Origin of the sequence: Cupriavidus basilensis (assembly GCF_000876015.1) — a bacterium.
GTDB lineage: Bacteria > Pseudomonadota > Gammaproteobacteria > Burkholderiales > Burkholderiaceae > Cupriavidus > Cupriavidus basilensis_B.
Genome location: NZ_BBQM01000003.1, coordinates 83,713 through 108,168, shown reverse-complemented (window position 1 = coordinate 108,168; position 24,456 = coordinate 83,713). Strand labels below are relative to the sequence as shown.

Annotated in this window: 22 protein-coding genes, 1 tRNA gene and 1 pseudogene; 11 read left to right on the top strand and 13 right to left on the bottom strand. The window is 67.2% G+C overall.

Going from position 1 to position 24,456, the window contains the following annotated elements:
* Nucleotides 1–455 precede the first annotated feature (455 nt).
* The 3 genes and pseudogenes from KF708C_RS02035 to KF708C_RS02025 all read left to right on the top strand — a co-directional run.
* A pseudogene (locus KF708C_RS02035) lies at nucleotides 456–635 on the top strand (cyclic pyranopterin monophosphate synthase MoaC); the annotation flags it as partial.
* A gap of 409 nt (nucleotides 636–1,044) precedes the next feature.
* The gene (locus KF708C_RS02030) at nucleotides 1,045–1,338 is read left to right on the top strand and encodes a hypothetical protein (protein WP_370552782.1); all 294 of its coding nucleotides are present in this window, start codon (nucleotides 1,045–1,047) and stop codon (nucleotides 1,336–1,338) included.
* Between the two features lie 85 nt (nucleotides 1,339–1,423).
* On the top strand, nucleotides 1,424–1,963 hold the full coding sequence (locus KF708C_RS02025) for a glycine zipper family protein (RefSeq protein WP_052165950.1): 540 nt from the start codon (nucleotides 1,424–1,426) through the stop codon (nucleotides 1,961–1,963).
* A 78-nt stretch (nucleotides 1,964–2,041) separates the two neighbouring features.
* On the opposite strand, the gene KF708C_RS02020 is transcribed toward KF708C_RS02025, so the two are convergent.
* The 8 genes from KF708C_RS02020 to recA all read right to left on the bottom strand — a co-directional run bounded on the left by KF708C_RS02020 (nucleotide 2,042) and on the right by recA (nucleotide 11,096).
* Nucleotides 2,042–3,922, bottom strand: a complete 1,881-nt coding sequence (locus tag KF708C_RS02020; protein WP_059410584.1) for a PglL family O-oligosaccharyltransferase — start codon at nucleotides 3,920–3,922, stop codon at nucleotides 2,042–2,044.
* A 111-nt stretch (nucleotides 3,923–4,033) separates the two neighbouring features.
* Nucleotides 4,034–4,531 (bottom strand): pilin, encoded by a 498-nt coding sequence (locus tag KF708C_RS02015; protein WP_063922947.1) that lies wholly within the window; start codon nucleotides 4,529–4,531, stop codon nucleotides 4,034–4,036.
* Between the two features lie 369 nt (nucleotides 4,532–4,900).
* Nucleotides 4,901–5,596, bottom strand: a complete 696-nt coding sequence (locus tag KF708C_RS02010) for a TerC family protein (protein WP_059410583.1) — start codon at nucleotides 5,594–5,596, stop codon at nucleotides 4,901–4,903.
* Between the two features lie 324 nt (nucleotides 5,597–5,920).
* Nucleotides 5,921–6,802: a succinate--CoA ligase subunit alpha gene (sucD, locus tag KF708C_RS02005; RefSeq protein WP_020204405.1), complete on the bottom strand. Its 882-nt coding sequence runs from the start codon at nucleotides 6,800–6,802 to the stop codon at nucleotides 5,921–5,923.
* Nucleotides 6,803–6,893: 91 nt separating this feature from the next.
* Entirely contained in the window at nucleotides 6,894–8,060 is a 1,167-nt protein-coding gene (gene sucC, locus KF708C_RS02000; RefSeq protein WP_059410582.1) for an ADP-forming succinate--CoA ligase subunit beta, read from the bottom strand.
* 68 nt (nucleotides 8,061–8,128) lie between these two features.
* On the bottom strand, nucleotides 8,129–8,803 hold the full coding sequence (locus KF708C_RS01995; RefSeq protein ID WP_059410581.1) for a DUF2889 domain-containing protein: 675 nt from the start codon (nucleotides 8,801–8,803) through the stop codon (nucleotides 8,129–8,131).
* Nucleotides 8,804–9,170: 367 nt separating this feature from the next.
* Nucleotides 9,171–9,638 carry a recombination regulator RecX gene (gene recX, locus KF708C_RS01990; protein WP_059410580.1) on the bottom strand — a complete coding sequence of 156 codons (468 nt, stop codon included), beginning with the start codon at nucleotides 9,636–9,638 and terminating at the stop codon, nucleotides 9,171–9,173.
* 390 nt (nucleotides 9,639–10,028) lie between these two features.
* A complete protein-coding gene (gene recA, locus KF708C_RS01985; protein WP_020204401.1) occupies nucleotides 10,029–11,096 on the bottom strand; it encodes a recombinase RecA in 1,068 nt (355 codons plus the stop codon).
* Nucleotides 11,097–11,382: 286 nt separating this feature from the next.
* On the opposite strand from recA, the gene KF708C_RS01980 reads away from it, so the two are divergent.
* The 5 genes from KF708C_RS01980 (at nucleotide 11,383) to KF708C_RS01960 (ending at nucleotide 16,337) form a co-directional block, all read left to right on the top strand.
* Nucleotides 11,383–12,069: a response regulator transcription factor gene (locus KF708C_RS01980; protein WP_020204400.1), complete on the top strand. Its 687-nt coding sequence runs from the start codon at nucleotides 11,383–11,385 to the stop codon at nucleotides 12,067–12,069.
* Nucleotides 12,070–12,154: 85 nt separating this feature from the next.
* The gene (locus KF708C_RS01975) at nucleotides 12,155–13,720 is read left to right on the top strand and encodes a sensor histidine kinase (RefSeq protein WP_020204399.1); all 1,566 of its coding nucleotides are present in this window, start codon (nucleotides 12,155–12,157) and stop codon (nucleotides 13,718–13,720) included.
* Between the two features lie 74 nt (nucleotides 13,721–13,794).
* The gene (locus KF708C_RS01970; protein WP_020204398.1) at nucleotides 13,795–14,097 is read left to right on the top strand and encodes a DUF4212 domain-containing protein; all 303 of its coding nucleotides are present in this window, start codon (nucleotides 13,795–13,797) and stop codon (nucleotides 14,095–14,097) included.
* 257 nt (nucleotides 14,098–14,354) lie between these two features.
* The gene (locus KF708C_RS01965) at nucleotides 14,355–16,055 is read left to right on the top strand and encodes an MFS transporter (RefSeq protein ID WP_059410579.1); all 1,701 of its coding nucleotides are present in this window, start codon (nucleotides 14,355–14,357) and stop codon (nucleotides 16,053–16,055) included.
* Nucleotides 16,056–16,260: 205 nt separating this feature from the next.
* Nucleotides 16,261–16,337, top strand: a tRNA-Met gene (locus KF708C_RS01960).
* Nucleotides 16,338–16,463: 126 nt separating this feature from the next.
* On the opposite strand, the gene KF708C_RS01955 is transcribed toward KF708C_RS01960, so the two are convergent.
* Together KF708C_RS01955 and KF708C_RS01950 are read right to left on the bottom strand one after the other, a co-directional pair.
* Nucleotides 16,464–17,078: a PIN domain-containing protein gene (locus tag KF708C_RS01955; RefSeq protein ID WP_020204396.1), complete on the bottom strand. Its 615-nt coding sequence runs from the start codon at nucleotides 17,076–17,078 to the stop codon at nucleotides 16,464–16,466.
* On the bottom strand, nucleotides 17,075–17,590 hold the full coding sequence (locus tag KF708C_RS01950) for a helix-turn-helix domain-containing protein (protein WP_059410578.1): 516 nt from the start codon (nucleotides 17,588–17,590) through the stop codon (nucleotides 17,075–17,077). Before KF708C_RS01950 ends, KF708C_RS01955 begins: the two co-directional genes overlap by 4 nt.
* Before the next feature lie 276 nt (nucleotides 17,591–17,866).
* Between KF708C_RS01950 and KF708C_RS01945 the strand changes: the two genes are divergently transcribed.
* The 3 genes from KF708C_RS01945 to KF708C_RS01935 all read left to right on the top strand — a co-directional run bounded on the left by KF708C_RS01945 (nucleotide 17,867) and on the right by KF708C_RS01935 (nucleotide 19,647).
* A complete protein-coding gene (locus KF708C_RS01945; RefSeq protein WP_020204394.1) occupies nucleotides 17,867–18,457 on the top strand; it encodes a TetR/AcrR family transcriptional regulator in 591 nt (196 codons plus the stop codon).
* Between the two features lie 116 nt (nucleotides 18,458–18,573).
* On the top strand, nucleotides 18,574–19,308 hold the full coding sequence (locus tag KF708C_RS01940; RefSeq protein ID WP_059410577.1) for a cysteine hydrolase family protein: 735 nt from the start codon (nucleotides 18,574–18,576) through the stop codon (nucleotides 19,306–19,308).
* Nucleotides 19,309–19,413: 105 nt separating this feature from the next.
* Entirely contained in the window at nucleotides 19,414–19,647 is a 234-nt protein-coding gene (locus tag KF708C_RS01935) for a DUF2798 domain-containing protein (RefSeq protein ID WP_059410576.1), read from the top strand.
* A 205-nt stretch (nucleotides 19,648–19,852) separates the two neighbouring features.
* Here the strand turns inward: KF708C_RS01935 and KF708C_RS01930 are convergent, their stop codons facing one another.
* Genes KF708C_RS01930 through KF708C_RS01920 form a run of 3 tightly spaced genes read right to left on the bottom strand, consistent with a single transcriptional unit; the run spans nucleotide 19,853 to nucleotide 24,282 of the window.
* A complete protein-coding gene (locus tag KF708C_RS01930; protein ID WP_020204391.1) occupies nucleotides 19,853–20,245 on the bottom strand; it encodes a RidA family protein in 393 nt (130 codons plus the stop codon).
* Between the two features lie 58 nt (nucleotides 20,246–20,303).
* A complete protein-coding gene (locus tag KF708C_RS01925; RefSeq protein ID WP_020204390.1) occupies nucleotides 20,304–21,917 on the bottom strand; it encodes an AMP-binding protein in 1,614 nt (537 codons plus the stop codon).
* Nucleotides 21,918–21,957: 40 nt separating this feature from the next.
* On the bottom strand, nucleotides 21,958–24,282 hold the full coding sequence (locus KF708C_RS01920) for a bifunctional salicylyl-CoA 5-hydroxylase/oxidoreductase (protein ID WP_059410575.1): 2,325 nt from the start codon (nucleotides 24,280–24,282) through the stop codon (nucleotides 21,958–21,960).
* Nucleotides 24,283–24,456 lie beyond the last annotated feature (174 nt).

Genomic DNA, 24,456 nt, shown 5'->3' with positions numbered 1-24,456 from the left:
GGCAACCCTTGGGGACGTATGGAAACGGATGACGCGGAGAATCCGTTTACTGCCCGCACTGCAATTGCCGGACTGGTCAGCATTGATGGTGACCATTGGGGACCGGTCCCGACACTGGTCCGGTGTAGTGGCCCCGACACTGGCCCCGACATTGGTCCGGGTACTGGTTGGGGTACTGGCTGGGGTACTGGCTGGGGTACTGGTTAGGGGTACTGGTGTACCAGTGATGATCAACTGTGGCACCGCCCCGGCGATGACCCTGACAGCGTTCATCATGCAGACAGCTATCGCGAACCACTTCGCCACCGCGTAAACTTTTGGCTGGCGTTGGTGCCGTGGACGCTTGCTCCATTTCTGCTCCACTCATGCTCCAATGCCGGGACCACTTGATCAACCGGATTGGTCAAGATCGATGATTCGTTCGTTGCCATAAGTTAGTAATTACTCTCGCTATCGTCCGCACCGAGACCCGCGGCCAGACCGGCGTGGAGATGGAAGCGCTGACCGGCGTGCAGGTCGCGCTGCTGACCATCTATGACATGTGCAAGGCGGTGGACCGCGGCATGGTGATGGACGACGTGAAGCTGCTGGAGAAGCATGGCGGGAAGTCGGGGGACTGGGTGGCGGCCGGTTGAGGCGCGCCGGAGCACGGTCCGACGCGTGGGATCACTCCCGCGCCGGTCATGTATCGTATCCGTTGCGTGCGCGTCTGGTTTTCTTACCGTGCATGACACGGTCTTACGGCCCGTGCCATTCCGCTGTAACAAGCGTAACGCCGCATTTCGCCAGCCGCGAGGCACGCGCCACATCGGGAAAATTGGTATTCAATGCAGTCAGGGAGCGCTGTTGCGCTACCCGCGGGGCGCGGCCCCGCATCAATCCAAGGTGAGCAAGATGAACGGGCGTAGGGTTGGCCAGATAGTGCTGGTGTTGGCGGCGCTGGGTGCGAGCGGAGCCGCTTTGGCGGCCCGCGGCGGCGGGTGGCACGGCGGCGGCGGATGGCATGGGCATGGAGGAGGATGGCACGGCGGGTGGCATGGCAACGTGGGCGTCGTGATCGGCCCCGGTTTTGGCTATGGCTACGGCTGGGGCTACCCGTATCCGTACTACGCTCCGCCGTATTACTACCCGCCGGTGGTCGCGGTGCCATCGGCGCCGCCGCAATACATCGAGCAGGGCCAGGACGGCCCGGTCGACATGGGAGGCGGCGCGGGTGCCGCCGCGCCGGCGCCCGAGCAGGCGTTCTGGTACCACTGCAGCCAGCCGGACGGCTACTACCCGTACATCAAGGCGTGCCCGGGCGGCTGGCAGAAGGTCCCCGCCCAGCCCCCGGCCTGACGCGATGCCGCTGTGGCATGCGACGACGCGCGGCACCGCCGGTGGCCGCGCGAGACGATTTGTTGACCAGTATCGAGGTACCCAGATGAAAGCGTTCACCCGCCCGGGCCTGTGCAGGCGGCCCGTTCTGCTGGCTTTGCCCCTGGCCGCGCTGGCGCTGGCCGGCTGCGCCGTGATGCCCAGCGGCCCGAGCGTGATGGTGCTGCCGGGCACGGGCAAGAATTTCGACCAGTTCCGGGCCGACGACTATAGCTGCCGCCAGTTCGCCTTCGGGCAGGTCGGCGGCGTCACCGCCAACCAGGCCGCCACCGGCAGCGCGCTCGGCAGCGCGGCCGTCGGCACCGCGCTCGGCGCGGCCGCCGGCGCGGCGTTCAACGGCGGCTCCGGCGCGGCCGTGGGCGCCGGCGTGGGCCTGCTGACCGGCGCCGCCGTCGGCGCGGGCAATGCGCAGGCGTCCGGCTACGGCAGCCAGCGCCGCTACGACGCGGCCTACGTACAGTGCATGTACGCCAGCGGCCACCGCGTGCCGGTCTATGGCCAGATGATGTCCTCGTCCCCGCGGCCGCCGGCGCCGACCTACTACTATCCGCCTCCGCCGCCGGGCTACGCGCCCCCGCCACAGTAAGCGGCGCCTGGCCGCCACGCTGGTCCCCGCATCCCGCGCGCGCGCCGGCCCCGAGGCCGGCCGCGGCGCGGGATGTGTCTATGCGGGGCCATCCTCCGCATCGTCTTCCGCATCATGGGCCGGCGCCGAGCCGGGCCACGCCTTGCTGCGCGCCTCGGCCCAGTCGCAGAATTCCCGCGGCCGCGCGGCCGCGTCCACGCCGGCGCAGGCACGCGCCACCTCGGCGAACTGCCGGGCCTCGTCGCCGGCGTAATAGAAGCGCAGGCGCTCGAGCCACGCACGGCCCTGCACGGGGTCGCCGGTCAGCGCGAGCAGCCACGCGGTGCGCGCGATCAGCGTCGGCGTGGGTAGCAGGTGGACCGCGGCGATATGCGGGCCGAGCAGTTGCGCGGCGTTGGCCGCGGTGATGACCGCATCCTCGGCCGCGTCGGACTCGGCCGCCTGGCGGAACCAGCGCTGCGGCATGGGCAGCGCGGCCCGGTGCCCGGCGTGCGCATACTCGCGCGCCTCGGCGCGGCGAAAATCCATCCACATGGTCGCTAGCACGGTGGCGGACACACCGGCGAAGACCAGGCCCGCCAGCACCGCCGCCGCGCGCGGCAGCCGCGCATGGCCGAAGCCGGACGGCTCCAGCCAGCCCAGCATGAAGCAGAACGGCAGCAGGAAATACAGGTAGTGCAGCGGGTACTCCAGCATCGAATGCGCACCCAGCATCGCCAGCCACGTCAGCACGAGGACGGTCTGCGCGCGCTCCGGCGCGTCGCCGCGCCACAAGCGCCGGTAGACCACGCGGCCCAGCCACGCCAGCAGCGACAGCAAGGCGCCGGCCGCGCCCACGATGCCGGTCTTGGCCAACAGGTCCAGCACGGCATTGTGGGCATGCAGCGACATCTCCACCCTGACCCCGACCTGCGCCATCTGCAGGAACTGCGCCCAGCCGAACTCGCCCCAGCCCACACCGAGCCACGGATGCGCGCGGAACATCGCCCACGCATGCGCCCACAGCGCGCCGCGCGCCGAAAGCTGGTCGGCGCCCTGCAACTGCGCCACCGTGTCGAACAGCCGCCAGCCCATCGCCTGACCCGCGCTCTTGATCGCGGGCTGCAGGACCAGCAGCATCGCCACCATCGCCACCGCGGCGAACACCAGCCCGGCCGGGCGGCGCATCGGGTTGGACCCGCGCTGCCGCACGCCAGCGCCGGCGCCCTGCCCCCGCGCCATCCATGCTGCCACCAGCGCATAAGCCGCGGCCAGACCCACGTGCAGCACGCCCGTGCGCGAACCCGACAGCACGATGCCGCTCTCCAGCAACAGCACCGCCGCCAGCCACGCCGGCGCGCGCAGCCAGCCACGCGCGGCCAGCCACACCGCCGCCGCCAGCGCCAGCCCCTCGACCGTGGCCTGGTGATTGGGCTGGTTCAGGTTGCCCCACAGGCGGCGGTTGTCATCGTAGAAATAGGTCGACACCAGCCCGAACGTATCCGGCTCCAGGCTGAAGACCTGCACCCACTGCGCCAGCGTGCCCAGCAGCCCGGCCACCAGCCACGCAGTGGCGAGCGTATCGGCCAGCGCCTGCCGCTCCTGCGCGGACGCCGCCCGGCCCTGCCGCCACGCCGCCCACATCACCGCGGCGGCCAGCGCCAGCGTCAGCTCGGTGATCAGCCGGCTACCGGGAACATCGGCCATGCCAACGAGGCCCTGCGCGATGCCGGTGGCGATGAGCCAGAGCGGGAAGAGGAGGATCCAGGGGAATCGGGCCGGCTCCGCCCGACCGGCGAGGCCGCCGGCCTGCCGGGGCGCCACGGACCCCAGCACGATCACGGCAAGCGCGAACAACAGCGCGGCAGTCCATTCGCCATAGAAGGTGGCAAGCGGAAGCGTGTGCCGCGAGACCAGCAGAGGCACGGCGAGCGCGGCGGCGAGGAAACTGAGGGGAATGGCTGACCGGGAGGGCAGCATGCGGGTGCCTTGTTATGCCGGGTTGGCAAAAGGCGGATGATAGCTTGGGGGATGGGAAAAGAAAAAGCGCCCGGAGGCGCTTTTTCTTTTTCATTGAACCTAGCCGCTACATCAAGGTTGTTGCGGAGCTGCGGCGGGAGCTGTGGACTTGAAGTAGGCCAGCACCAAGGGATCGGTGCTGTTCGTCGACGCAGTCCAGTTCACAGCGGTGCTATCGACCTTAGGCGTGAAGGTGACCGTCTGACCGTCAATGGTAGCTGCTTTGATGTTCGCCATGGTAACAACCACTGCGCCGGTGGTCGCAGTGACCGAGATCGCGGAGCACTCGGTCGTCGCCGTGGGTGCTGCCGACAGACCCAGGCCGGTCCAGTCGTCCGTCGCCGTAGGAAGCGCACCATTCGTCTGCGCATACAACGCAACTGCCAGCTTGAGGGGTTCGGCGCACGATGCCACCTTCGACAACTTGGCCTTTACCGTATAGTCCTGATACTGCGGAATCGCAATCGCCGCCAAGATGCCGATGATCGCAACCACGATCATCAGTTCGATCAGCGTAAAGCCCTTCTGGACACGGCGGCCCAGTTTCTTCAGTTGAACCCGTTGTTGCATGATTGACCCCTCGAAGGAATTTTGGATACAAATAGAAACATCTTGTTTCATGTGATGCTGCACAATCTTTAGCAGTTTGCGTGCCAGCCCGGCGCCCCTTGAACTCTCGTTGGCAGGTGACAATTTTCGCCACTTCAGAGCACTCCTAGCTTTGACAGCGCGCAAATTTTGTCACTTGCGATGACGCAGACAGTCAGTAAACCGAGGGTTCCGCTTAATTCAGTACGAAAGCACACTGAATTCACAACCAGATTCCTGTCTCGGAAAACGAAACGGGCGACCCCAGGGCCGCCCGTCCCGCGGTGCGACAAGAGCACCGCCCCGCCTGATCGCGATCCCGCCCCTGCGAGCGGGACTGGCATCAGGCCATCACGCCGGCTGCGCCGCGCGCTTCTGCATCAGCTTGCCGATCACCACCACCAGCGCGGCGCCGACGATGCCGAACACCAGGTGCGCATGCGGCACGTGCATTTCGAACCAGGCGGAGTCGACCGGATCGCTCACCAGCATTTCGCCGGCGAGGTAGCCCAGCAGCGCGGCGCCCAGCACGATGATGATGGGGAAGCGGTCCATGACCTTGAGCAGGATGGTGCTGCCGAACACGATCAGCGGGATGGACAGGCCCAGGCCCAGCACCAGCAGCATCAGCTGGCTGCCTTCCGGCCCCTTCTGGGCGGCGGCGGCCACGGCGACCACGTTGTCGAGCGACATCACGAGGTCGGCGATCAGGATGGTACGGATCGCGGCCCAGATATTTTCCTTGGCGGCGTGGCCATCTTCCTCGTCGTCGCCGGTCAGCAGCTGCACGCCGATGTAGACCAGCAGCGCGGCGCCGACGATCTTGAGGTACGGCAGGCTCAGCAGCTTGACCGCGGCCACGGTCAGGATCACGCGCATGACGATGGCGGCGGCGCTGCCCCAGAAGATCGCTTTCTTCTGCTGCGCGGGCGGCAGGTTGCGCGAGGCGAGCGCGATCACCACGGCGTTGTCGCCGGAGAGCACGATGTTGGTCAGGATGATGGATCCCAGCGCGATCCAGAATGCGGTGGAGGACAACAATTCCACGGTAAAGCTCCTCGAGTTTCTTGAATTATGGTTCGAACGCCGCATGGCGACGGGCGATGCGCAACCGACGATGTTCAGCCAACGACAAAATTCGGATGTCTGATTTTTCAGACATGAGATTTACCGTATCAAGCTTTCGATTCGGTTTCAATCGCCTTCCCGCCCGCCTCGGGAGATACCCTAGGTTCCTGGCGTCCCAGAATGACGCGCCCCCGCACGAAGGCGGGGGCATCGGTGGCTGGCGGCGCGGCTGCCCTGGGGCAACCGCGCGCCGGCCCGGTAATTCTCCCGCCCTCGCGGGCGGGATTCACCAGACAGCGGCGATTACAGGATCGACTTGAGCAGGCGGCCCATTTCCGACGGATTCTTGGTGACCTTGATGCCGCAGGCTTCCATGATTTCCAGCTTGGCCTGCGCCGTGTCGGCACCGCCCGAGATCAGCGCGCCGGCGTGGCCCATGCGCTTGCCCGGAGGCGCGGTCACGCCAGCGATGAAGCCGACCACCGGCTTCTTCATGTTGTCCTTGATCCATTGCGCGGCGTTGGCTTCGTCCGGACCGCCGATTTCGCCGATCATGACCACGGCGTCCGTTTCGGGATCGTCGTTGAACATCTTCATGATGTCGATGTGCTTCAGGCCATTGATGGGGTCGCCACCGATACCCACTGCCGACGACTGGCCCAGGCCCAGCGCGGTCAGCTGGCCCACGGCTTCATAGGTCAGCGTGCCCGAGCGCGACACCACGCCGATGCGGCCCTTGCGGTGGATGTGGCCCGGCATGATGCCGATCTTGATTTCGTCCGGCGTGATCAGGCCAGGGCAGTTCGGTCCGAGCAGCAAGGTCTTCTTGTTGCCCTTACGCATCTTGTCCTTGAGCTCCATCATGTCGCGCACGGGGATGCCTTCGGTGATGCAGACCACCAGGTCCAGGTCGGCGTCGACGGCTTCCCAGATCGCGGCGGCGGCGCCCGCGGGCGGCACGTAGATCACGGAAACGGTGGCGCCGGTGGAGTCCTTGGCGTCCTTCACGCTGGCGTAGATGGGAATGCCTTCGAAGTCTTCGCCGGCCTTCTTCGGGTTCACGCCCGCCACGAAGGCGTTCTTGCCGTTGGCGTAGTCGCGGCAGCCACGGGTGTGGAACTGGCCGGTCTTGCCGGTGATGCCCTGGGTGATGACCTTGGTGTCTTTGTTGATCAGAATCGACATGCTGTAATCCTTTGCTTGGCTCGTAGCAGCGCGGGGCCAGGCCCGGCGCGCCGCTCGCGTTCGCGTTTTGTTGGCGTTCGTGCGTCTTGGCTTACTTGCCCGCGGCCGCGGCCACCACCTTCTGGGCGGCCTCTTCCATGGTGTCGGCAGCGATGATGGGCAGGCCCGAGTCGGCCAGCATCTTCTTGCCGATCTCTTCGTTGGTGCCCTTCATGCGCACGACCAGCGGCACGGACAGCGACACGGCCTTGGAAGCAGCGATCACGCCTTCGGCGATCACGTCGCAGCGCATGATGCCGCCGAAGATGTTGACCAGGATGGCCTTCAGGTTCGGGTTCTTCAGCATCAGCTTGAAGGCTTCGGTCACCTTCTCGGTGGTGGCGCCGCCGCCCACGTCGAGGAAGTTGGCCGGCTCGCCGCCGAACAGCTTGATGGTGTCCATCGTGGCCATCGCCAGGCCGGCGCCGTTCACCAGGCAGCCGATGTTGCCGTCCAGCGAGATGTAGGCCAGGTCGAACTTGGAGGCTTCGATTTCGTTGGCGTCTTCTTCGTCCAGGTCGCGGTAGGCGACGATTTCCGGGTGGCGGAACAGGGCGTTGGAGTCGAAGTTGAACTTGGCGTCGAGCGCGATCACCTTGCCGTCGCCGGTCAGGATCAGCGGGTTGATTTCGGCCAGCGATGCATCGGTTTCCCAGAACGCCTTGTACAGGCCTTGCAGGGCCTGGCGGGCTTGCGCCACGCTCGCGTCGGGCACGCCGATCTTGCGCGCGATGTCGTCGGCATCGGCGTCGGCCAGGCCGGTGGCCGGGTCGATGATCAGGGTGTGGATCTTTTCCGGGGTGTGGGCAGCGACTTCCTCGATGTCCATGCCGCCTTCGCTGGAGGCCATCAGGGCCACCTTCTGCGACACGCGGTCCACCACCAGCGAAACGTACAGTTCCTTCTTGATGTCAGCGCCTTCTTCGATCAGCAGGCGGTTGACCTTCTTGCCTTCCGGGCCGGTCTGGTGCGTGACCAGGGTCATGCCGAGGATGTTGGTGGCGTAGGTCTTGACCTCGTCGATGCTCTTGGCCACCTTCACGCCGCCGCCCTTGCCGCGACCGCCCGCGTGGATCTGCGCCTTGACGACCCAGACCGGGCCGCCCAGTTGCTCAGCAGCCTTCAGGGCCTCTTCGACCGAGAACGCGGGGATGCCGCGCGGAACCGGCACATTGTATTTGCGCAGGATTTCCTTGCCTTGGTACTCATGGATATTCATGCGTGTTTCCTTTCGGGTAGGCGTAAAAGTGTGGAGATGGAATCTCGGCGTTTTGCAGGCCGTGCGGCTTAGCCGGAGGTGCCGGTGAGCCTGCGGGAGTCGGCGCCGCCGTCGGCGGCGGCGAGCGCCTCCGCTGGCTGCGCCGCCGGGATCGGGGACCCTTCGGCCCTGATCCTCGGCTTCGGCTGGTGACCATACCAGCGCGGGTAAAACTGGCGCACCACCTCACCTTCGAAATGCAGGGCATGGCAGCCGTGCAACTGGTAAGGCGGTTCGGGATTGGTGTCTTCGGTGCCGGCGTCGCGGATGTTGAAGACGTCGCCGGCGAAAGCCTGGATCGCGGTGGTCGGCAGCACGCCGGCCAGCTCGGTCAGGTGGGTGCAGCCGGCCACGCCCGACAGGCGCTCGCGCACCGCCTTGCGGAAACCCTTCATCAGGTTCAGGCCGATCAGCTTGCGGTAGGCCGGGCCGATGGTGTCGCACTGGCCGGGATACGGCACCCAGTCGGAGCACGCCTCGGCGTCCACCACGTTCATGCGCAGGTCGATGGTGACGCGCAGCCACAGGTCGTGCAGCGGCTGGCCGACCGGGCGCACGCCGCCGCCGGCCAGCGGAATGTCGCGCGGCTTGGTGTCGGTCAGGCGCGCCTCGATGTCCCACAGGCCATCGTCCCTAAGATAGGCCTCGGCCGTGATGGCACGGCGATGGCGCAGGGAACGGTTGACGGGCGGGGAAAGCGGCATAACACCAGGCTGGAGCGGGGGAACAGGCGGCTAATGGATATGACCAGGAACGGCTTAACAGACACGACTCAGAACGACTCAGGACGGCTGGGCCGGGAAACCGCAGGATTTTAACATGCCGCACAAGTTTGACCGGGAACAAACTGTGCGGAGTGCCGTTGCCGGCGATTGTCGTCCCGCGGATGGCCTGCTGCGGTGCGGGAATGCGCGGCGCAAGGCGCTCGGGCGGCGCTCGGGCGACGGGCGGAACGGATGCCGGGCGCGGTGAATACGCCTACTGCCAAAGCAGGTATGCGCCCCGTGCCGGTGCATGGCAGCGTCGCGGCGGCACCCTCCGTGCTGCGGTCGCACAACGCCGCACGCGGCGTCAGTCGCTACCGTCCAGCCACTCGTCGGCGCCCTTGATGATCTGGCTCACCACGGCGCGGGAGAAGCCGCGGGCCACCAGGAAGCGGATCTGCTTTGCCCGTTCCTCGGGCGTGGCCGGCGGCGCGCCGAAGCGCTTCTGCCAGACCGCGCGGCCGCGCTCCAGTTCGGAATCGCGCAGGCGCTCCTGCAGATCCGCCAACTGGTCGCCGCCAAGCTGGTGGGTGCGCGCTTCCTGCATGACCCGGGCCGCGCCGTAGCGGCTGGCGCGGCGGTGCACCAGGCTGTCGACGAAGCGCGCGTTGGACAGCCAGTTCTCGCGCTCGAGCGCATCCAGCAATTGCTCGAGCGCCTCGGGCGATTCCGCATGGGGAGCCAGCTTGCGGGCCAGCTCCGCCCGGCTGTGCTCGCGGCGCGACAGGTAGCCGACCGCGCGGGCCTTCAGCGAAAGGGGAGGACGAGTGGCCATGAAAGAAAGCGGCGCGATGGGAAGCGGCGCGAATGCAACGGTGGAATATGGCTGCCTGGTGCGGCGCCGAACCGGCGACGGCAAGCAAGCGACGACTGACAAGCAACAACCGGCAAACAACGGCGGGCAAACAACAGCCGGCAACCGCCAGCAATCGCGGCCACCGGCGAGTTGCGGCCGCGGAATGCACACCGGGGCGGCGCGTGCCAACGCACGCGCCGCCCCGGCCGGGATCAAGCGAAATCAGGCGAGATCGAACAAAACAGCAGGCAAGAAAACGGACGAGAAAGCCCCGCGAAATCGGCGGACCACCGACCACCGGAGCCAGGCTCAACTCCAGCCGGCCCCGATGGCCCTCCGATGCCCTCAACGCGCCCCGCCCGGCCCCGCTCAGCTCGCGTCGGCCGTCACCGCGGCGGCCGGCGTGCCGTTCATCAGTGCCACGCCCAGCGTCTCGCGCACCTTGTTCTCGATCTCGTCGGCGATGTCGGGATTCTCGCGCAGGTATTCGCGCGCGTTGTCCTTGCCCTGGCCGATCTTCTCGCCCTTGTAGCTGTACCAGGCGCCCGACTTCTCGACGATCTTGGCGTCCACGCCGAGGTCGATGATCTCGCCCTGGCGCGAAATGCCCTGGCCGTAGAGGATGTCGAAGAACGCCTCGCGGAACGGCGGCGAGACCTTGTTCTTGACCACCTTGACCTTGGTTTCGTTGCCGATCACGTCGTCGCCCTTCTTGATCGAGCCGATGCGGCGGATGTCCAGGCGCACCGAGGCGTAGAACTTGAGGGCATTGCCGCCGGTGGTGGTCTCGGGCGAGCCGAACATCACGCCGATCTTCATGCGGATCTGGTTGATGAAGATCACCAGGCAGTTGGTGCGCTTGATGGTGCCGGTCAGCTTGCGCAGCGCCTGGCTCATCAGGCGAGCCTGCAGGCCCGGCAGCGAGTCGCCCATCTCGCCTTCGATTTCGGCCTTGGGCACCAGCGCCGCCACCGAGTCGATCACGATCAGGTCGACCGAGCCCGAGCGCACCAGCGCGTCGGTGATTTCCAGGGCCTGCTCGCCGGTGTCCGGCTGGGAGATCAGCAGGTCGCCCACGTTGACGCCGAGCTTGCCGGCGTAGTTGACGTCGAGCGCGTGCTCGGCGTCGATGAACGCGCAGGTGCCGCCCAGCTTCTGCATCTCGGCCACCACCTGCAGCGTCAGCGTGGTCTTGCCCGACGATTCCGGACCGTAGATCTCCACCACGCGGCCGCGCGGCAGGCCGCCCACGCCCAGCGCGATGTCCAGGCCCAGCGAACCGGTGGACACGACCTGGATGTCCTGGTCGATTTCGGCTTCGCCCAGTTTCATGATCGAGCCCTTGCCGAACTGCTTCTCGATCTGGGCCAGCGCGGCCGCCAGCGCCTTCTGCTTTTCGGCGCTTACGCCAGCACCCGCCTTCTTGCCGTCATCCATGGTCGTCCTTCCGTCAATGGTGTATAAATAGGCCGCATGTGGCGCGCTGCCTGCTTTTGCGGGCTTGCGCCCGCTCCGCCGCCCGCCCCGGTACGCGACCCGCCCGTGGCATCGGCGCGCAGCATGAGAGGCGGCGGAAAAATCCGGTAAATGCCGGCCGCGCACAATGCGACCGGAACAAGCGGGTACTGTATAAAAAAACAGTATGCTTGGCAAGCCCTGCCCGCACCGCCGGCGACACCCGGTGGCAAAGGGGCGACAAAGCCGAGCCTGGGTGGAGACAACCATGCGTATTCTGATCGCTGAAGATGACGACGTGCTGGCCGACGGCCTGACGCGCTCCCTGCGCCACTCCGGCTATGCCGTCGACCACGTGGCCAGCGGGATGGAGGCCGATTCGGCGCTGTCCACCCAGACCTTCGACCTGCTCATCCTCGATCTCGGCCTGCCGCGCCTGCCCGGCCTGGAGGTGCTCAAGCGCCTGCGCGCGCGCGGCGCCATGCTGCCGGTGCTGATCCTGACCGCCGCCGACGGCGTGGACGAGCGCGTCAAGGGGCTGGACCTCGGCGCCGACGACTACATGGCCAAGCCGTTCGCGCTGTCCGAGCTGGAAGCGCGCGTGCGCGCGCTGGTGCGGCGCGGCGCCGGCGGCGGCGCCACGCTGACGCACCACGGCCCGCTGGCCTTCGACCAGGTCGGCCGCATCGCCTACCTGAACGAAGAGATGCTGGACCTCTCCGCGCGCGAGGTGGGCCTGCTGGAAATCCTGCTGACCCGCACCGGGCGGCTGGTCTCGAAGGAACAACTGGTGGACCACCTGTGCGAATGGGGCGAGGAAGTCAGCAACAACGCCATCGAAGTCTACGTGCACCGGCTGCGCAAGAAGATCGAGGTGGGCGGCATCCGCATCGCCACGGTGCGCGGCCTGGGCTATTGCCTGGAGAAATACCAGGCCGCCGCGGTGCACGGCTAGCCGGCCGGGAGACCTCGCCCATCCTGCCGCCCGCCCCGCGTCGTTCTTCCGGCCTCCCCGCCACGGACCACCCGAACCCTTCCCCATGAGCCTGCTGCGACTGCCCCGGCGGCGCGCGCGGGCCGCCCGGCCCGCCACGCCGCCTCCCGACTCCGCCGCGCCCGATGCCAGTCCTGGCGACGAAGCGCTGGCCGAGGCGCTGCCCCATCTGGAGGACAGCGCCGGCCACCCGTCGCCGCGCTCGCTGTTCGGCGAGATCCTGGACTGGATGCTGGCGCCGCTGCTGCTGCTCTGGCCGATGAGCATCGCCGTGACCTACCTGGTGGCCAAGTCGATCGCCAACGGGCCGTTCGACCGCTCGCTGGAGGCCAGCGCCATCGTGCTCTCGCAGCAGGTGCGCGAGGTCAACGGGCGCGTCACGCTGCAGCTGCCGCTATCCGCGCGCGAGATCCTGCGCGCCGACGAGAGCGACAACATCTACTACCAGGTGGTCGGCACGCACGGCGAGTTCGTCGCCGGCGACAACGACCTGCCGCTGCCCAGCGAGGAAGACCGCGGCCACGCCGGGCTGGTGTCGCTGCGCGACGACCGCGTGGCCGGCAACGACGTGCGCGTGGCCTATACCTACGTCGACCTCAAGCACGGCAGCGACACCCAGCCGGTGCTGGTGCAGGTCGGCGAAACGCTGGACAAGCGCGCGCGCCTGGCCAACGAGATCATCAAGGGCGTGATCCTGCCGCAGTTCGTGATCCTGCCGCTGGCGGTGGTGCTGGTGTGGTTCGGCCTCACGCGCGGGCTGGCGCCGCTGAACGCGATCCAGCAGCGCATCCGCGCGCGCAACCCCGGCGACACCAGCCCCATCGACGAGCACGCCGCGCCGCAGGAGATCACGCCGCTGGTGGCGTCCTTCAACGACCTGCTCGCGCGCCTGGACATGTCGGTGCAGACGCAGAAGCGCTTCATCGCCGATGCCGCGCACCAGATGAAGACGCCGCTGGCCGGCCTGCGCATGCAGGCCGAGCTGGCGCAGCGCGAGCAGACGCCGGAGGAATTGCGCAAGTCGCTGGCGCAGATCGCCGGCAGCTCCGAGCGCACCGCCCACCTGGTCACGCAGCTGCTGTCGCTGGCGCGCATGGAGAACCTCGCCGGCGCCGGCAGCATGGCGCCGCTGGACCTGGGCGCGCTCGCGCGCGAGGTGGTCAAGGACTGGCTGCCGCAGGCGTGGGCGCGCCGTATCGATCTCGGCGTCGACGCCGACGATCATCCCGTCATGGTGCAGGGCAACCGCCTGATGCTCACCGAGATGCTCAACAACCTGATCGACAACGCGATCCGCTACACGCCCGCCGGCGGCCACGCCACCGTGCGCGTGCGCGCCGACGCGTTCGAGCCGTTCGCCTACCTCGAGGTGGAAGACACCGGCCCCGGCATCCCGGTGGCCGAGCGCGAACGCGTGATGGAGCGCTTCTACCGCGTGCTGGGCACGCAGACCCAGGGCAGCGGCCTGGGTCTGGCCATCGTGCGCGAGATCGTGCAGCAGCACGGCGGCGACGTCGCCATCGTCGACAACGTCTACCAGACCGAGCCGCGCCTGGCCGGGGCGTGCTTCCGCGTCACGCTGCGCCGGCCCGTCGCCGGGGATGCCGCATGAGCGATACCGGCCAGTCGCCCGTCGAGCCTGCGGCGCACGTTCCGCCCATCTCGCCTGTTCAGCCTACGCCGCCCATGCCGGCCGGCCAGCCCTCCCCGGCCGCGCGCCGCGCATGGCGCCACAACCTGCGCTGGATCGCCGTGCTGCTGACGATCTGGTTCGTGGTCACGTTCGTGGTCGCCTGGTTCGCGCGCGAGCTGCGCTTCGACTTCTTCGGCTGGCCGTTTTCGTTCTGGGTCGGCGCGCAGGGCGCGCTGGTGGTCTACGTGCTGATGGCGGCGCTCTACGCATGGCGCATGAACCTGACGGCCGACGAAAGCGATGACGGAACCACCACATCGACCACGCCCCGCCATCGCGGCCAGGATGCTGCATAGCAGGAAAACCGCTACCGCCGCGCCCAGTGCGGAAGCGGCCCGCCGACAAGGCCGCAAGGCATCGCGCCGCAGCAATCGCGGCGCGTTTTTTTGCCTAGCGTATACCCCGAGCGTTTAGTGGCGAACGGGGCGGAAATTGTCAGAACGCAGTAAGTTTCGCCTCCCACAATCCATTGAACTTCGGTGGCTGTGCTGTGTCCGCGCCACGCGTGCCCGCTGCCCACCCGAACGATTCCGATCTCAAAACGGAGGAGACAATGGCTAACGCGCAGAACGTAGCGATGCCCGGCGGCAGCGCCCAGGGTTCGTCAATGACCGCCGAAGAGAAGAAGGTGATTTTCGCCTCCTCTCTCGGCACGGTATTCGAGTGGTACGACTTTTATCTCTACGGTTCGCTGGCGGCCATCATCGCCAAGCAGTTCTTTGCCGGGCTGGACCCCACCGCGGCGTTCATCTTCGCGCTGCTGGCCTTCGCCGCCGGCTTCATCGTGCGGCCGTTCGGCGCGCTGGTGTTCGGCCGCCTCGGCGACATGATCGGGCGCAAGTACACCTTCCTCGTGACCATCCTGATCATGGGTTCGTCGACCTTCATCGTGGGCCTGCTGCCGGGCTTCAACACGATCGGGTGGGCGGCGCCGATCATCCTGATCGCGCTGCGCATGCTGCAGGGCCTGGCGCTCGGCGGCGAGTACGGCGGCGCGGCCACCTACGTGGCCGAGCATGCCCCGCACGGCAAGCGCGGCGCCTACACGGCATGGATCCAGACCACCGCCACGCTCGGCCTGTTCCTGTCGCTGATCGTGATCCTGCTGTGCCGCAACCTGACCGGCGCGGCCTTCGACGACTGGGGCTGGCGCATTCCGTTCCTGGTCTCGATCCTGCTGCTCGCGGTATCGGTCTACATCCGCCTGTCGATGAACGAATCGCCGGCGTTCCAGAAGATGAAGGCCGAAGGCAAGACCTCCAAGGCGCCGCTGACCGAAGCGTTCGCCCAATGGCGCAACCTGAAGATCGTGATCCTGGCGCTGGTGGGCCTGACCGCCGGCCAGGCCGTGGTCTGGTACACCGGCCAGTTCTACTCGCTGTTCTTCCTGACCCAGGTGCTCAAGGTCGACGCCACCACCGCCAACCTGCTGATCGCGGGCGCGCTGGTGATCGGCACGCCGTTCTTCATCTTCTTCGGCTCGCTGTCCGACAAGATCGGCCGCAAGTGGATCATCATGGCCGGCTGCGCGCTGGCGATGCTGACCTACTTCCCGCTGTTCAAGGCGCTCACCCACTACGCCAACCCGGCGCTGGAACGCGCGCAGCAGACCGCGCAGATCGTCGTCACCGCCGATCCCAAGCAGTGCTCGTTCCAGGGCAGCCCGATTGCCCGCGAGATCGATTTCCGCAGTTCCTGCGACATCGTCAAGCGGACCCTGGCGCAAGCCTCCGCCAGCTATGAAGTGGTGGAAGCCCCGGCCGGCACGGTAGCCTCGGTGAAGATCGGCGACAAGCAGATCGACGCCTTCAACGCTTCGCTGGATACGGCCGGCCACAGCTTCGACGACGCCAGCAAGAAGCAGATCGCCGCATTCAAGAAGGAAGTGGGCGGCTCGATGGCCTCGGCCGGTTATCCGACCAAGGCCGACCCGGCGCAGATGAACACCATCATGGTGCTGGTGGTCCTCGTCATCCTTGTCATCTACGTGACGATGGTGTACGGCCCGATCGCCGCCATGCTGGTGGAGATGTTCCCGACCCGCATCCGCTACACCTCGATGTCGCTGCCGTATCACATCGGCAACGGCTGGTTCGGCGGCCTGCTGCCCACTATCTCCTTCGCGCTGGTGGCGCAGAACGGCAACATCTACTACGGCCTCTGGTACCCGATCATCATCGCCGGCGTGACGCTGGTCCTCGGCTCCCTGTTCGTGCGGGAAACCAAGGACCTCGACATCTACGCCAATGACTGAACGGACCTCGCGCATACGTGGCCAGCAGGCTGCAGGAATGCGCAGGCAAGACTGATCCGGTAATCAGTCGCTCCAGCCGGCGGGCCGCAAGGTCCGCCGGCTTTTTTTGCGCACACGGCCTACGCGGCCCGCGGCGGCGTCCTGAAACTTTTTCAGGGAAGGTGTTGACAGCGTTGAAAGCCCAGGTATAATTTCGGTCTTCAACGGCGAATTAGCTCAGTCGGTTAGAGCGACGGAATCATAATCCGCAGGTCCGGGGTTCGAGTCCCTGATTCGCCACCAGTATTTGAAAAGGGTTTCCAGGCAACTGGAAGCCCTTTTTTCTTGTCTGCGATTTGCCTGCGGTTGCGCGGAGTTTGCTCCCGGGACGGAAAATCGACCGGGCGCCACCATCGCCTGAGGAACAGCCTAGAGCGCGATCGTCCGCGCCTGATGCAAGCCGCGCAGCCGCTGTGCGGTCTTTACCTGCCCATCCCGCTCCAGGCGCGCCAGCAGCGCCTCCGGTTCGGGCCTGGAAGCCAGATCCAGACGGAACCGGCGGAACGCCGCCGCGACCTCATCCGGCTGTGCCACGGTCAATCCGTCGAGAAAGGCATCCGGCTTTTGCAGCACGATACCTAGCCCGGCGAGCGCGGCCTTCCTGAAATCCCTGGTATTGCGCGACACCAGCGCGACCGCCGGCGTGCCGGGATATGCCTTGGCGGCGATCAGGTAGTGCGCGCAAGCTGCAACGTGCGCGTCCTTCGCGGACCGCACTGCCGGCGCCACGGCCTGGAACTGGGCCTGCACGTCTTTCACCGACACCAGCGCATTGGGCAAGGCATCGCGCATGCGCGCCTCGTGCGCCCTGGCATCTTCCAGCGTCTTCTTCCGTCCGGTCTCCACCAGCGCCCGGCCAACCTCATCGAGAATCAGCGGCGACCAGTGCAGCTTGATCGGCCCCTCGTAGTCGAGATAGATCAGCATCCCGCGCGTCGTGGCCGCAAACAGCGTATCGGCATCGGCAACGACAGGAATGCTCACGACGAGAGGATTTCCTCGTCCAGATCCTCGGTCAGACGCTTGAGCGCCCTGGCCTGCCGCGCCCGTTCAGCCTCCTGCCAGCGGGTCACGGCGCTGCGCAGCACACGGCGCTGGTTGCCGACCTTCTGATGCAGTTCCACCGCGCCGGAATCGATCAGCTTGGCCATGTAGGGCCGGCTGACGCCGACGAGCCGCGCCGCCTGCTCGGTGGTGAGCAGCGGATCCTCCTTGCGAGCCGGCGCGGCCCGTCGAGCCGGCGCCTTGTGCTCCGTGGTCCGCAGCTGCACGATCGCGCCCCCCAGCAATTCGACCAGTTCGTGCGTGATAGCCTCGTCGGCTTCCTTGCTGAGCTTGACGTGGCGCCGGACAACGGACACGACCGGCTCGACGTCGAACGACAGCTCGAACATCGGTACGCCACGGGCAGGCTCCGCGCGCGCCCTGGTCGCCTGGCTGGCGGCCGGCGCGGTACGTCGCTTGCGGGAAGGGGAGGAAGCCTGCTTGGTAGTCATGCGTTCCATGCTAGCACATTCTCGAAATACTCGAAATATTCGAAACGACATCCCGATGTCGACCAGAAGAATGAACACGTCCGATGACGCCGGTCTTCCGCAAGTGAACACTGCGCACGACTCACCTCCCCTTGGCGCGCGTCGTCCCGAACGCCGGCAACACGCCGGGCTTCTCCCCCTCGATCATCCAATCAACGAAACAAACCAACTTCCCATTGACAATAAATAGATGACCGACTATCTTAAAACCCGTCCCAACCCATAGCACGATCCACCATGCCAAGACCCGCCAATCCCGAAGTCCGTTCCCGCCTGCTGGCCGCCGGGCGCGACGTGGTGCTCGAGCTGGGCTTCAACGGCTGCGGCGTGCAGGACATCACGGCCGCGGCCGAGGTGCCGAAGGGCTCGTTCTACAACTACTTCGACAGCAAGGAGTCGTTTGCCGGCGAGATCCTCGAAGGCTACTGGCTGTCGATCGAGGCCAGGCACGGGCCGCTCCTGTACGACGCGCGCGTCCGGCCGCTCGAGCGCGTTGCGCGGTTCTTCCATGCCTTGTCCGAGGACCATCGCCGCCATGATTTCACGCTGGGCTGCCTGATCGGCAACCTGTCGCTGGAGCTGTCGAACAACAGCGCGGAAACGCGGCAGGTGTTGTCCGGCGTGCTGGGCCGCTGGGAAAGCGCGCTGAGCGCCTGCCTGCGCGAAGCGCAGGAGCGCGGCGATCTGGCGGCCGGGCAGGATCCGGACGCGCTCGCGGCGATTCTCGTCGAAGGCTTCGAAGGCGCGGTGATGCGCGGCAAGGTCGAGCGCAGCGGCGCGGCGCTCGCGCGTTTCGAGAGCCTTGTCCTGCCGCGCCTGCTGCGCTGATTTTTTTCCGTTTTTTATAAACCGACTGGTCACTTATAAAAGAGACCGGCCGGATCCGGCGGGAGCCGTCCGCCAGTCCCCGAAGCACCAATCCATCCCGAGCACAGAGGAATGTCATGACCCAGCAAAGCAGCTCCGACGCGAACCAGCAGACCGCGGCCAGCCCCTACGCCGATCCGGCGAACCCCGCCTTGCCGGCGACCGGCTTCAGACTGGACCTCACCAAGGCCGCGCTGGTGGTGGTCGATCCCCAGAACGACTTCCTGAGCCCGCAGGGCGCAACCTGGTCGATGGTCGGCGCCAGCATCACGGAGAACGACACGGTGGCCAACATCGGCCGGTTGTTCCAGGCCGCCAAGGCCGCCGCGATCACGGTCGCCGTGTCGCCGCACTACTACTATCCCCAGGACCACGAATGGCATTTCGGCGGCCCCCTGGAGAAGGTCATGCACAGCATCGGCATGTTCGACCGCAAGGGCTCGCTCACCGTGGACGAGTTCGAGGGTTCCGGCGCCGACTTCCTCGAGGAATACAAGCCCTACATCCTCGACGGCAAGACCGTCATCGCCTCGCCGCACAAGGTCTATGGCCCGGAGACCAACGATCTCGTGTTGCAGTTGCGCAAGAAGGGCGTCTCGCAGGTCATCCTGGCCGGCATGGCAGCCAACATGTGCATCGAGTCGCATCTGCGCGAACTGATCGAACAGGGCTTCGAGGTCGCCGTGGTCCGGGACGCCACCGCCGGCCCACGCCTGCCCGACGGGGACGGTTATCTGGCCGCCATCATCAACTACCGGTTCCTCGCGCACGCGCTGTGGACGACCCGGGAAGCGGTGGCGCAACTCGCGTAGCGCGGCCGGGAGCGGCACGGCCGGCGCGCCGTGCCGCTCCCGCCGGCGCCTCTCCTCCGTCGCAAACGCCTCAGCAAACGCCTTCGCAAACGCAGGCCGGACCCCATGCCGCATATTCCCAGCCGATACGGCCATTTCGTCTTTGGCGTTCTCCAGTCGGGACTGACCTGCGCGATCGCCGCGGCCATCGCGAACCTGCCCTTCGTCGCCGAAGGCACCTTCATCGGTCACTGGCTGCGCTCGTGGGCCATGTCGTGGCTGGTCATGCTGCCGGTCGTCGTGTTGGCGGCGCCCGTCATCCGCCGTGCCGTGGAGCGCATCACCCGGCCGGAGCGATAGCGATGGCGGCAGCGCGGCGCAAGCGTGGAAACACGCGGGCGTGCCTGATCGCTTTCCCTAGCTGCCGTGGCGAACCTCCGCCGCTACACTGGTCCCGCTCATTCGACACGAGCGCCCGACCGGAAGAGTTGGAGGAGAAACCCGCCAAGAGGATGAACCAGAGAGAGCCGCTTCGAGTCCGCCGCACGGGCTCTTTTTTTTGCCCTCAGTCCGGCGCCACCGCCGTGACTTCGATCTCCACCTTGGCGCGGTCCTCGATCAGCGCCGAGACCTCCACCGCGGTCATGGCCGCGTTGAAGCTGCCGATGATCTCGCGGAAGGCCTTGCCGATCTCCGGGTAGGCGGCCACGTAGGCGCGCTTGTCGGTGACGTACCAGGTCATGCGCACGATGTGCTCGGGGCGGGCGCCGCCGGCCGCGAGCACCGCGACGATGTTCGACAGCGCCTGGCGCACCTGCCCCGCGAGGTCGTCGGTGTGGAACACGCCGTCGGCATCCCAGCCGATCATGCCGGCCACGAACACCGTGCGGCCGCGCGCGGATACGCCGTTGGCGTAGCCGCGCGGGCGCGGCCAGCCGGGAGGAAGGAGGACTTGCATGACGATTGGCTCCAGGTCGGTTGGGTTCTTGTCGGTTGCCTGACGGTCAAGCCCGCGCTCATTGCGGCCCGTGCAGCTTGAAGCGCTGCAGCTTGCCGGTCTGCGTGCGCGGCAGCTTGTCGGTGAATTCGACGGCGCGCGGGTACTTGTAGGGCGCCACGGTCTGCTTGACGAAGTCCTGCAGCGCCTTCGCCATCGCCGCGTCGCCGGCCTGCCCCGGGCGCAGCACGACGAAGGCCTTGACGATCTGGCCGCGCTCGCCGTCGGGCACGCCGATCACCGCGCACTCGGCCACGGCCGGATGCAGGATCAGCGCGTCCTCCACCTCGGGCGCGGCGATGTTGTAGCCGGCCGAGACGATCATGTCGTCGGCGCGTGCCTGGTAGAAGAAATAACCGTCGGCATCCATCAGGTAGGCGTCGCCGGTGAGGTTCCAGCCGTCGCGCACGTAGTCGCGCTGGCGCGCGTCGGCCAGGTAGCGGCATCCGGTCGGACCCTGCACGGCAAGCTGGCCCACGGTGCCCGGCGGCACTTCGCGGCCGTCGGCGTCCACCACCCTGGCGCGGTAGCCGGGCACCGGCTTGCCGGTGGCGCCCGGGCGCGCGCCGCGCTCGTCGTGCGAGATGAAGATGTGCAGCATCTCGGTCGCGCCGATGCCGTCGATCAGCTCGATGCCGGTGGCCTCCTTCCACAGCGCGCGCGTGGCCGCCGGCAGGACCTCGCCGGCCGACACGCATTTGCGCAGCGGCGTGCGCCGCACCTCGATGCTGCGCGCGGCCAGCGTGCGGTAGGACGTGGGCGCGGTGAACAGCACGGTGGCGCCGAATTCGCCGATGCCGTCCAGCAGTTGCGGCGGGCTGGCCTTCTCCAGCAGCACCGTGGAGGCGCCCAGCGACATCGGGAACAGCACCAGCCCGCCCAGGCCGAAGGTGAACGCCAGCGGCGGGCTGCCGATGAAGACGTCGTCCTCGTTCGCGCGCAGCACGTGGCGCGGCCAGCAGGCGCAGATGGCCATGACGTCGCGGTGGTAGTGCATGGTCGCCTTGGGCACGCCGGTGGTGCCCGAGGTGAAGCCGAAGATGCAGGTGTCGTCGGCCGCGGTGTCGACGTTGTCGAAATGCGGCGAGGCGCGCTCCATCGCCGCTTCCAGGCTGTCCGGCCCGTCGTAGTTGAAATGGCGGATCTGGCGCAGCGCCGGCGCGTCGAGCGCGGTCAGGCGCAACTCGGCGGCCAGCGCCGCGTCGCACAGCGCGTGCGTGACGCGGCCGATCGCGGCGATGGCCTTGAGCTCCTTGGCGCGCAGCAGCGGCATGGTGGCCACCGCGATGCCGCCGGCCTTCATCACCGCGAACCAGCACGCCACCAGCATGGGGTTGTTGGGCGCGCGCAGCAGCACGCGGTTGCCCGGCACCAGCCCCATGTCGCGCACCAGCACGTTGGCGATGCGGTTGGCCTTGTCCCGCAGCTCGGCGTAGGTCCACGCCAGCCCCGGCGCGCGGATGCAGATGCGCTCGCCGCGGCCCTGCCCGACGTGCCGGTCGAGCAGCTCGGTGGCGCAGTTCAGGCGCTCGCCGAACTGCAGCTCGGGCAGCTCGAACCGGTACGCCGGCTGGAGTTCGGCCGGTGGCAGGTTGTCGCGGGCGAACGTGTCGACGTGGGCGCTGTCGGCCATGTCGCGGTCTCCTCGGTGCGGTGTGGATGGTCGCCGTGCGTCAGTTCGCCGAAGCGGCTTTCTCGCGCGCGAAGTTCGCCTCCATCTGGGCCTTGGCTGAGCGGTACTGGCGCGGCCAGTCCACCGGCGCGTAGCCGATCTTGGCCGCCTCGGTCAGCGTCCACGCCGGGTTGGCCAGGTGCGGGCGCGCCACCGCGCACAGGTCGGCGCGGCCCGCGGCGAGGATGCTGTTGGCGTGGTCGGCTTCGCTGATGGCGCCCACGGCGATGGTCGGGATGCCCGCTTCCTGGCGGATGCGGTCGGCGAACGGCGTCTGGAACATGCGGCCGTAGACCGGCTTCTCCTTCTTGCTGACCTGGCCCGAGGAGCAGTCGATCATGTCGGCGCCCGCGGCCTTGAACGCGCGCGCGATCTCCACCGCGTCGTCCGGCGTGATGCCGCCCTCGACCCAGTCGTGCGCGGAGATGCGCACCGACATCGGCTTGTCCTGCGGCCATGCGGCGCGCACCGCGGCGAACACCTCGAGCGGATAGCGCAGGCGGTTGGCCAGGCTGCCGCCGTATTCGTCGGTGCGGTGGTTGGTCAGCGGCGAAATGAAGCCCGACAGCAGGTAGCCGTGCGCGCAATGCAGCTCGAGCCAGTCCACGCCGATCTCCGCCGCGGCCTTGGCCGCGTTGACGAACTGCGCCTTGACTTCGTCCATGTCGCGCCGGCTCATCTCGCGCGCGGTCTGGCTCACGCCTTCGAGATACTGCTGCGGCGAGGCCGCCATCACCGGCCAGTTGCCGGACGCCAGCGGCTGGTCGATGCCGTCCCAGGCCGCGCGCGTCGACGCCTTGGCGCCGGCATGGCCGATCTGCATGGCGAACTTCGCGTCGGTGCTGGCATGGATCCACGAGACGATGCGCTGCCACGCCGCCTGCTGCCGCGGCGTGTACATGCCCGGGCATCCCGGTGTGATGCGGCCCTCGGCGCTGACGCAGGTCATCTCGGCGAACACCAGCCCGGCGCCGCCCATCGCGCGCGCGCCCAGATGCACGAGGTGATAGTCGCCGGGCTCGCCGTCCACGGCCGAGTACTGCGCCATCGGCGAGACCACGATACGGTTCTTGAGCGTGACCCCGCGCACCGTGTACGGCGTGAACATCGGCGGCGGCGGCGCGCTGCCGTCCGCCACCGGCACGCCCGCGCGCCGCGCCAGCCAGCGCTCGTAGCCTTCCAGCCACGGCTGGTCGCGCAGGCGCAGGTTCTCGTGGCTGATGCGCTGGCTGCGCGTGAGCATGGAGTACATGAACTGCGGCGGCTCGAACTGGTCGCAGTAGCGCTCACCGCAGACCTCGAACCATTCCATCGCGTTCCACGCCGCGTTCTGCAGGCGCAGCGTCTCGATGCGGCGCGCTTCCTGGTAGCGCGTGAGCACGGCCTCGATCTGGTCGGGGCTGTCGCCGAGCAGGCGGAACTGCCGGGTCAGCTCGATGGCGTCCTCGAAGGCGAGCTTGGTGCCCGAGCCGATGGCGAAGTGCGCGGTGTGCACGGCGTCGCCCATCAGCACCACGTGGCTGCCGTGCGCATTGCGCAGCCACCACTGTTCGCACACCACGCGCTGGAAGTTGAGCCACGCCGAACCGCGCAGGTGGCGCGCGTTGGTCATCAGCGGGGCGCCCTTGAGGTTGGCGGCGAACAGCTTCTCGCAGAAGGCGATCGACTGTTCCTGGTCGGCCTTGTCCAGCCCGTGCGCGAGCCACACGTGCTCGGGACATTCGACGATGAAGGTGGTGGTCTTGTCGTCGAACTTGTAGATGTGCGCCTGGAACCAGCCGTGCTCGGTCTTCTCGAACAGGAAGGTGAAGGCGTCGTACAGCTTGTGCGTGCCCAGCCAGATATAGCGGTTGGGCCGCACCACCACGTCGGGCCGGAAGGTCCCGGCATACTTGTCGCGGACGCGGGAATTGATGCCGTCGCTGGCGATGACGAGATCGGCGTCGGGATAGTCGGTGTCGGAGTCGGCCTCGGTCTCGAACACCAGCTTCACGCCAAGCTGCTCGCAGCGCTCCTGCAGGATGTTGAGCAGCTTCTTGCGGCCGATGCCGACGAAGCCGTGCCCGCCCGAGCGGATCACCTGGCCCTTGAATTCCAGCTCGATGTCGTCCCAGTGGTTGAAGGCCTGCTGGATCGCGTCGGCCGTGACGGGGTCCCAGCGGCGCATGTTGTCCATCGTGGCGTCCGAGAACACCACCCCCCAGCCGAAGGTGTCATAAGGCTTGTTGCGCTCCACCACCACGATCTCGTGCCGCGGGTTCTGCTGCTTCATGAGCAGCGCGAAATACAGGCCCGCCGGGCCGCCGCCGATGCAAACGATCTTCATCACCAGGTCTCCTTGAGCTTGCGCTCGTCCGTTGCGCTGTTCCGGCCGCTGTTCCGGCATCCGGCCATTCAGCGGTTCCGTTATCGTGGGGCGCAATTTAATTTAGATCTATATAGTTTATATGTCAAGTAATTATGCGGACGCGGTCCCCGGCGGGATGAGGAGGAGATGCAG